The organism is Streptomyces sp. NPDC048606, from assembly GCF_040650855.1.
Lineage (GTDB): Bacteria > Actinomycetota > Actinomycetes > Streptomycetales > Streptomycetaceae > Streptomyces.
On the sequence record NZ_JBEZIB010000080.1, the window covers coordinates 1 to 8,450 of the forward strand.

9 protein-coding genes are annotated in these 8,450 nt (G+C 67.8%); 2 read left to right on the plus strand and 7 right to left on the minus strand.

Annotated features, from left to right (window positions below; genetic code table 11):
- The 4 genes from AB0D01_RS39140 to AB0D01_RS39155 all read right to left on the minus strand — a co-directional run.
- Positions 1-308 (minus strand): hypothetical protein (locus AB0D01_RS39140; RefSeq protein ID WP_363064097.1); only part of this gene is annotated, 308 nt, incomplete at its 3' end.
- Positions 309-421: 113 nt separating this feature from the next.
- Positions 422-706, minus strand: coding sequence for a hypothetical protein (locus AB0D01_RS39145; protein ID WP_363064099.1), 285 nt, complete (start codon positions 704-706; stop codon positions 422-424).
- A 179-nt stretch (positions 707-885) separates the two neighbouring features.
- The gene (locus AB0D01_RS39150; protein ID WP_363064101.1) at positions 886-1,209 is read right to left on the minus strand and encodes a hypothetical protein; all 324 of its coding nucleotides are present in this window, start codon (positions 1,207-1,209) and stop codon (positions 886-888) included.
- Between the two features lie 217 nt (positions 1,210-1,426).
- Positions 1,427-1,822, minus strand: a complete 396-nt coding sequence (locus AB0D01_RS39155) for a hypothetical protein (RefSeq protein ID WP_363064103.1) — start codon at positions 1,820-1,822, stop codon at positions 1,427-1,429.
- A 260-nt stretch (positions 1,823-2,082) separates the two neighbouring features.
- Between AB0D01_RS39155 and AB0D01_RS39160 the strand changes: the two genes are divergently transcribed.
- Both AB0D01_RS39160 and AB0D01_RS39165 read left to right on the plus strand, forming a co-directional pair.
- Positions 2,083-2,913, plus strand: a complete 831-nt coding sequence (locus tag AB0D01_RS39160) for a helix-turn-helix transcriptional regulator (RefSeq protein ID WP_363064113.1) — start codon at positions 2,083-2,085, stop codon at positions 2,911-2,913.
- A complete protein-coding gene (locus AB0D01_RS39165; protein WP_363064105.1) occupies positions 2,910-3,131 on the plus strand; it encodes a DUF397 domain-containing protein in 222 nt (73 codons plus the stop codon). The genes AB0D01_RS39160 and AB0D01_RS39165 overlap by 4 nt, the downstream gene beginning before the upstream one ends.
- A gap of 89 nt (positions 3,132-3,220) precedes the next feature.
- Here AB0D01_RS39165 and AB0D01_RS39170 read toward each other — a convergent pair whose 3' ends face one another.
- The 3 genes from AB0D01_RS39170 to AB0D01_RS39180 all read right to left on the minus strand — a co-directional run bounded on the left by AB0D01_RS39170 (position 3,221) and on the right by AB0D01_RS39180 (position 7,331).
- A complete protein-coding gene (locus AB0D01_RS39170; protein WP_363064107.1) occupies positions 3,221-4,924 on the minus strand; it encodes a hypothetical protein in 1,704 nt (567 codons plus the stop codon).
- An 809-nt stretch (positions 4,925-5,733) separates the two neighbouring features.
- Positions 5,734-6,477, minus strand: coding sequence for a ParA family protein (locus tag AB0D01_RS39175; RefSeq protein WP_363064109.1), 744 nt, complete (start codon positions 6,475-6,477; stop codon positions 5,734-5,736).
- A 434-nt stretch (positions 6,478-6,911) separates the two neighbouring features.
- Entirely contained in the window at positions 6,912-7,331 is a 420-nt protein-coding gene (locus tag AB0D01_RS39180) for a helix-turn-helix domain-containing protein (RefSeq protein ID WP_363064111.1), read from the minus strand.
- Positions 7,332-8,450 lie beyond the last annotated feature (1,119 nt).

The window sequence follows — 8,450 nt, forward strand, 5'->3', positions numbered from 1 at the left end:
GAAGGCGTCGTCGCGAAGGCGTCGACCGCGAGGTCGTGCACGGCCGTGTCCCGCTCCACCGGCACACCCACCCGCCACCACGTCGCGGACGACCGGGGCTCACCGGGCCGCAGGTCGCGCCCGGTCAGCAGCCGGCCCACCCACGCACCGGAGCCGTCCACCGCCGGCTGCTGCGCCCCGCCGGGCCCGCCGGGCCGCGCCTTGGCCCGCTCCTGGAACATCGCGCCCAGGGCCACCGGGCCGACCACGGCGGCGGCCACCGCCGCCCGGCCCGGATTCGCCAGCGCCCATTCCCAAAGATCCAGCACCCGCATCACCAATCTGATACACCGTCAGATGACATGATTTGTCAGGCTGTAAACGCGGGTGGCCGGGGGTGAGACACCCCCGGCCACCACCACCCACACCCCACCGGCACCCCTCAGGCGGCCAGCGCCTCCACCGGCACGCCCGCACTCGCCCACACCACCGGCCCCGCCGCCATCCGGTAGGAGTCCGCGTCATCCGCTATCCGCGCCACCGCCGGATGCGTACGCGGATCCAGCACACCCACGCACCGCCCCCGCAGGGCCAGCGCCATCACCACCAGGTCATCGACGTCCCACGCCACGGTCACCACCAGGCGGTGAGAGACCATCACCCGGCCCGCGTGCTCCACCAGACCAGAGGCCAGCGCCGCCACCGAGTCCGCGTACTCCGGGCGCATCCCCCACGCCACACACGCCAGACCGGCCGACACCCCCGCGCGCCCCGGCGACTCGACATCCCACGTGTCATAGGCCCGCACCGCCCGGCACCCCGGCCAACAGACCCACGTAGACCCCGCCGCGGATTCGTCGGGCCGGCCCTCCGGCGGCACCCACACCAGCCCCCCACCCAGACCGGTCACCGCCTGGCCCCCGCCGCCGGCGCGGACACCGCCACCAGCGCCCGGCGCAGCTCGACCGGTTCCGCGAGCCGGGCCCCGCGCCCCGGGGGCTGCACCCACACCCCCACCCGCGCCCCCCGCACCCGCCCCACCCCGGGATCCCTCACCGCCACCCACGCACCCACACCCCGCGCGGACACCCCGGGCACCCCGGCCGCCACCGCCGCGCCCGTCCCCGCCGGCACCAGGCAGTAGTACACATCCGTCCGGAGGTCGGCCACCACCGGCACCCCGGCCAGCACGGCCGGCGCCACCTCCGCCACCTCCTGATACAGCGTCACCGGCAGCACCACCGCATCCCACCGCCGGCCCGCCGGCACCAGCGCCGCCCGCCTCTCCGCCCACTCCGCCCACACCCGCGCCGGCTCCGAATGCGCAGCAGCCACCCACCGCGCCGCCCCAGGCACCATCACGCCCACCCCCGCGCCACCAGGTCCACCAGGACCACACACCAGGCACCCAGGGCCGAAGTCGCCAGCACCACACACACGCCCCGGCTCACCGGCCCTCCTCCGGCCACGTCCACACGTCCCCGGTACGGCCGGCCACCTCGACCAGCGCCGCGCGCATCGCGCGCATAGCCCGGTCGACCACCCGGATCCGGTCCACCTCGGAGGCCGGCACCGCCGACAGCACCGCCGTCGCCCGGCCCCACACCTCCAGCCCGGCCACGCCCGCCGCCGGACGCAGCTCCACCGGCAGCGCCTCGACGGCCGCCACCAACGGGATGCCCAGCGTCAGCAGCCGATCCGCCAGCAGCCCCAGCACATCAGGGGGTGGGGGGCCGCCTGGGCGGTCAAGGGAGGACATGATGCGGTCCCACCGCGCCACCGGCGGAAGGCCGGCCAGGGTGGCGTACAGCTGATCGAATTGGTTGCTCACTGCGTCATGCATGGGGGTCACCCCTCCGGCTGAGCTGCGCGAACGCGCGGAAATGTGCGACACATCACGGATGCGCCGCCGCCATGCCGTATATGCTGCCATTGAATTTCAATGACGGATAGTCAAACTGCTGAAACTCGCCTGATTGATGGTGATCGCGACCCCGCGCGATTGATCCCCCCAGCCCACTACGCTGCGCACCAGCAGGTGGCGCACAACCGGTAAGAAAGTGAGGGCATATGACGAAGGCATCAACCGGTCCTGTGAGCCGAATGCGCATTGCGCGAGGCCTTCAAACTCTCCGAAAGCGTGCGGCACTGACTCAAATCGAGGTGGCCAGAGCTGCGGGCGTCAGCGTCGGCACGGTCAACAGGTACGAATCGTGGCAAGACGCCGGCGCGCTCCGGATCCCCACCATGCGCTCCATCGCAACGGCCTGCGAGGCTACCCCCGCTGAACATGCGGAACTAGAAGATCTCGTGCGGGCGCAACCCGGCTGGTGGCTCGACCACCCCACCCGCCCCAGCATCCTCGACCCGCTCATTGCCATGGAGGCGTACGCCGACACGGAATTGGTATGGGCAAGCACCCTCGTGCCGGGGCTACTTCAAACTGCTTCCTACGCGGAGGCCATCCACCGCGCGGCAGACCCCACGGCCTCCGCCGCCGATATCAGCGCCCACATCGCCACACGCACCGAGCGGCAGCGACGCGTACACGAACGGCTTCACCTGCACGTGGTGCTCGATGAACTGACGCTACGTCGTGCCGTCGGCGGGCCCTCGACCATGGTCGAACAGATCACCCACCTGATCACCGCATCCGAGCACCCGACCGTGGACCTCCGGATACTCCCGGCGGCAACGGGCGCGACACCAGCCGGGCCGGGCGGGCACTTCGTTTTCGTCGGCCGTGACGACCCGCGGCCTCTGGCCTCTGTCGCGCTCGTCTACCTGGAACTCCACAGGAGCGGTTTGTACCTCGACGGGGCCTCTGACCTTGAGCACTACCGCAGCGTCTTCCAGGCCCTCCAAGACCAGGCTTTCCCGCCCGCCGAGACACGGCAGGCACTGATCACCGCACGACAGGAGCACCAGTCATGAGCACCACACGCCCGACCCTCGCCGACCTCACCCAAGCGGGCGTCACCTGGCGCAAAAGCTCGGCCTCAGGGGCGAACAACGAATGCGTCGAAGTCGGCGCCGCCGGTTCCTGGGCTGGAATCCGCGACACCAAGCAAGCCGGAAGGGGCCCGGTCATCATCGTGACTGCTGACGCCCTCGACGCCCTCGTGACGGCCGTCTCCGCCGGCAACCTGTAGGAGCTTCTGCGCCTGGTGCTCAATGTCCCGCACCAGGCCACGGCGCTACCTCAAGGCCGGCCCCGTCGGGGGCCGGCCTTCGTCATTGGCTAGACCAGCGTCGGCTGACGATCCGGCGTACGAGCGTGCGCGTCGTCAGCTCCCGACAGGAGCGCCGCCGCCTCCCGAGCGATCGCCCGCCGGAACTCCGTCCGCCACCGGCGCAGCGTCGACGGGTCCCGCTCCTCCCCCGGAAGATCCGCGAACTCCGAATCAGTCGGCTCCGCTCCGGTCGCCTGCACACGCGCCCGGTACAGCTCCCACCCGGCCAACTTCGCCGGCGACGTCCACCGAGGCGCCGCCTCCCCCGCCGGCGCCGTAATGGCCTCCTCGACCTCCGCCCGCGCAACGTCGAGTGCACCCCTCACGAGCGCCTGTTCCTGGCGCGCAGCGTCGACGTCCGTGCGCAGCTCCGCCAGCGTCCCGCGCACGGTAGCCGCCTCCGCTTGTGCATCCCGTGCAGCCACCCGCGCCCGGCGGTGCTCCTCCACCAGCGCCTCGACGTCCGCGCGCAGCTCCGCGCGACGGGCCTCCGTCGCCTCGACGTCCGCCAGTGCATCCGCGTGCACCCGCCGTGCGGCTTCCGCCTCCGCGACCCGCGCCCGTGCGGCCTCCACCGCCACCTGCGCCGCCTCCGCGCGCGCCTGTGCAGCATCGGCATCCGCCGCCGCCTTCGCCGCGCGAGCCTCCGCCTTCGCCGCGCGCGTCTCGGACACCAGCGCCTCCGCGCTCGGCAGGACCGCCACCTGCTCCAGCAGACCCATCACCGCCGCCGGCGACCGACGGTCCACCCCCGCGAGATCACCTACGAGACCACCCGTCACCATGTACCGAGCCAGCCCCACCCGAGCCCCCTCGTCGCCGGCCAGACCCGCCATCAAAATGGCGCGCTCCGCCCGCTCCTGCGCCTCCTCCCGAGCCGCCGTGGCCCGTGCAAGCCCGCGCGCCGCGCCCCGACCCTGACGACCCTTCGCGTCGGCCTCCGCCACCTGCGTGCGCCCCAGGTCCACCAGCCGTGCAGCGGCGGTCTGGAGACGGGCCTCCGCGTGCATCGCGGCACCGCCGCGGCCGGTCGGGTCGAAGCCGAGACGTGCGAAGGCGTGCGCCCACGCGCGTTCGCGGGCAAGGGTCAGCAGTCGCAGCAGTCCGGGGGTTGCCGCGTCCTCCGACTCGTCGTCGTTGCGGAGGAGTACAGCGTCGAGCTCGAATTCGATCAGCTTCAAGCTGACGAGTGGGACGGCGCCGAAGAAGATCATTGCCGGAAGGCTGTCGCCGGGCGCGTGCAGGGCGTTCATCACGGAGGATCCCCCGGCCAGGCACCAGGCGAGTCGGCGCGCCCGCCGCATCTCACGCGTCCACTCTGTGGCTGTGAGCGCAGCTCGGTACAGGGCTACGAAAGCGGCCAGTTCGGCGCCGTCGAAGATCGCGATAGCCGGCAGCGCCCACAGCGGGCTCAGATGGAGACCGTCCATGCTCGTGGCGTAGCCGTACAGCCCGTGCAGAGACAGCGCCATGCCAGCTGCGCCGATCCGGGCGTACGGGCCGGCAAGCCGGACAGCGTCCCGAAGCGGCGGCTTCTGCACGCGGGTGTGCACACCTCCACGCGCACGGTGCACACCCCGCACGGTGACCAGGGCAAAGAGTGCAAGCGCGGTGACAGTCAGCGCAGCCACGGCCCACAGGGGCATGCCCGTAATCGTGCTGCTGAGCGCCGGCATCGCCGGCCATCCGAGGGCCGTACTCTGGTGGTGCATCGGTGGTCTCCTCCGATCACACGCCCCGGGGTCTCCCTGCCAGGACTGCCCCCGGGGCGAACGTTTTGATGTTCTACATGTATAACGTTTCGCACGTGAAACTGTGCAACGTTATCTAATTGTTCATGCACTTGGGTGCACGTCTCGGCATCGTAGCTGGTGGGAGGCTGCACACGGTGCGCACCAGGGAGACTCGGATTGAAAATTTTTGACGTTATGCATGTATAACGTCAAAACAAAAGCGCGGGGTACGTGCACAACATGCACGCACCCCGCGCCAATAGCCCTACTGCACGGGACGCCCAGGGGTCCCATCCGCCTTCGACGGGCCTAGCAGGCGCACCAACACATCAGGGTCCGCCGTCTTCGCCAGCTCCCGCATCGCGTGACGGACCACCGCCGCCGCCGGGACCGTCATGTCCGCCTCCGCAGCTGCCAGCCGCACCTTACGGAGAAACTCCCTGCACTCCGCGTCGGGAATCCACTGAAGCGGCGTTACTCGCTGCTTGCGTGATGTCGCCTCCCCAGACGCGGCCGGCTGAGCTTCACCCACAACTTCCGCAGACTCGGCGGAGGTCGCCGCGGGTCCCGCTGTTGCGGGTGGAGTCTCCGCAACCGGGGGGACAGTCTCCCGCTCCCTCTCGGCACGGCGACGGTCGCGTTCCTCTTGGCGCTCCTGTGCAGTTTGCTTGCCTTGCCCACCCGCAGCCCGCCGGCCCGCAGTCCGCGAACCGCCAGGATTCCGCACGCCTCGCTTCCGCGACGCGGCCTCTTCCTCCAAAGCATCCAGGGCGCCCGGGGCCTGACCATCAGCCATACGCGATCACACTCTCCACCAGCTCATCGATCGATTCCACGAAGGAGGATGCTTGCTTCGGCACCGGCTCAGAGCAGACCGCGCGATTCAGCGTCCGCTTCTCTAGCCAGAGCGCCTTGTGCACGATGGGACCCGTGACAAGCTGCGCATCTTCCACGATTCGCCGGAGCCGTCGCCTGAAGACCGGCGGCGGCGAACTCACCTTGTTCGGGACGATGAGCAACGGGTAGTCCACAAGCTCCTGAACCATGCCCTCCAGGGCGTTCAGCGATTCCTTGACGAGCACTGTGGGCACTACGATGCAGTTCGCCGCGTTCAGGGCCCCGTAGGTGGCCTCACAGCCACCCGGATGGGTATCCACCACCAGAGGCCGCTGCCACTCCCGCGCCCACGTCTCCAATGCATCTGAGACAACGTCTCTCTCCGGCTGGATGTCCTGCCAGCCCGGCCACGACGGCACAAGATCAGCTTTCTTCGTTCCTCGGACTGGTGTCGGGACCTTCCCCTTCCCGAACGCATCTTCCAGCGGGTATCGCGCGTACTTCTCGTACCGGTAACCCATGCTCTTCGTGCTGCCGCCCAGGTCCCAGTCCAGGTCAACCAAAACCGCGTCGAGCTGGTAGGCCAGTTCGCGGGCAAGCGTGCTCTTGCCGTCGCCGCCTTTCCAGGCCGATGTCACCACGATCGGGGGCTGCCCATCGACGCCCGCCGACCACTCCACCAGCGATTTAGTCATGCCTAACATTATGCATGTATATCCAACTCGACGTGTACAGCGACGCGTGATTGAGCAAGGCATGACAATCCGATCCTGAGTGCCCCCCTCTGACGACTGGTAGCACCAGGTGAACCGCTTTGTTCTAGGTGGCTGTAACGCAAGGAAGGCCTCGGGCTAACCAGCCAAGGCCTCTTCGGTAGCACTAGGCATACCTCTTTGTTCCAGCTTTCTGGAACAAAGAGGTAGCCGCCCATGTGGGAGGGGAGGTATGCCGGTAGCACCAGGTACACCGATCCGTTCCAGTTTCCTGGAACAGACCCGCGCGTCGACCCCACCCGGGGAGGAGGGCACGGCGTCCACCAACCACGGATCCCACCTGACAGGTCCTGGTCGCAGGAAACGAAGTAGGGGGCTGTCGAGTATTCCGACAGCCCCCTACTTCAACAGCACCCTTAGGCGGACAGCCCCAGATTCGCCACTTGACGAGCGAAACGACGACGACGCGCTTCGGTGAACGTTTCAGGGGCCTGCGCCTTCAACTCGGGCACTGCCTGAGGTGAGGCCATCTTCCCGTTCGTGAGTACAGGGTGCAGCTGGTACTTCCCCTGAGTTCCTTCGATCCTCCACGCGATGCCGGCCGCCTTGAGTTCCTTGAAGCCGCGGTTGACGGTGGGCTTCGTGGCTCCCAGCAGCGCGCACATCTCATTCTGACTGATGTCAGCCGCCCCTGTTTCGGGGTCATGAAGGGCCAGGAGCGCACGCAGCACTCGACTCCCAGCGGTGGTCATGTCCACCAACGCCAGCAGCAGCAAGACGTCCCGCGACAGCATGACGGGTTCATCAGTAGGAGGCACAGGCACGTACGAGGTCACGGAGAGCTCCCGATCCAGGTAGGCGAGTCATAGTGGATATTGCTGCGCTGGTCACGCTGATGCCCGGCGCCGGCTTGCCGCACGAAGAGGTGTCACGACTCCAGGGCGAGCCTTCGCGGCCTTGTCCGCCGCCTTCGCGGCCGCTCTGGCCTCCCTCCATGCTGTTGGGTAGTCAGGCTCCGGAATGGTGCAGGCCGGCGCCCCTGAGGCATTCCACTCCTCTTGCCAAAGCTCTTGCTCTGCCGAGGTGCCAGCAACCGTGAGCCAGGGGTTGAGCTGTACGAGAGACCTCTTCACGCCTCGCATCCACCCAATGTGGGTGTACCACTGGCAGGCCTCGTTCACCGACGTCGCAGCGAGGTTACAGCGCGCTTGGAGGTCTCGCTGGTTGACCTTGACGTACCCACGCGGTACCTCCCTCCGCTGCCCAGGACGATCCTTTGTCGCGTCCTGTCCAGCAACCAGCTTGCACCAGACCTGGAACCAGGAACCGGGCATTTTCAGCCCGCCCAGCACATCCATTAGAACCCGGGAGTCAAGGACGTAGCCTGAGACGTCCTCAGTTGCGGCGAAGTCTCGCCCCGTCATCCGTTCAACGCCCAGAACCAGACCCCCTCTTCCGTCTGAGCGTGCGACAACACGTTGTCCGGGCCGAACGATTGGCAGTTGGTCCATGGCACCTTCTTCCGACTGAAGATCAGCAAGGGAAACGGTAGCACTAGGTATACCGCTTTGTTCTGGTCTACTGGAACGAGTCGAAACAAGTTGCTGACTGTCCATCAAGTTACTAAGTGGTACGTTCTATGCGGATGGAACAGGACGAGTTGCTTTGTTCCAGATTTCTGGAACAAAGATTTTAGATAACCGCAGGTCAGAGCAGGTTTTGGCCCTGTTTCTCTATAAAAGGTGTTCAGAACCGAGCAACGCGAGGATCGCTTGGTGCGGCCGAAGGCTGAACCAAGCTCCTTGGTTCGAAGCGCAGCGTAGAACCCCCGTACGGAGTACGGCCTTTGCTCTGGAGCGAAGCGAAGGAGCTTGCATACTGAGGAGGGGCCGCGCAGCGGCCCCAACCCCTTCCCCAACGCGCAGCGGTGGGAGATCGGCAGAGCACACCACAGA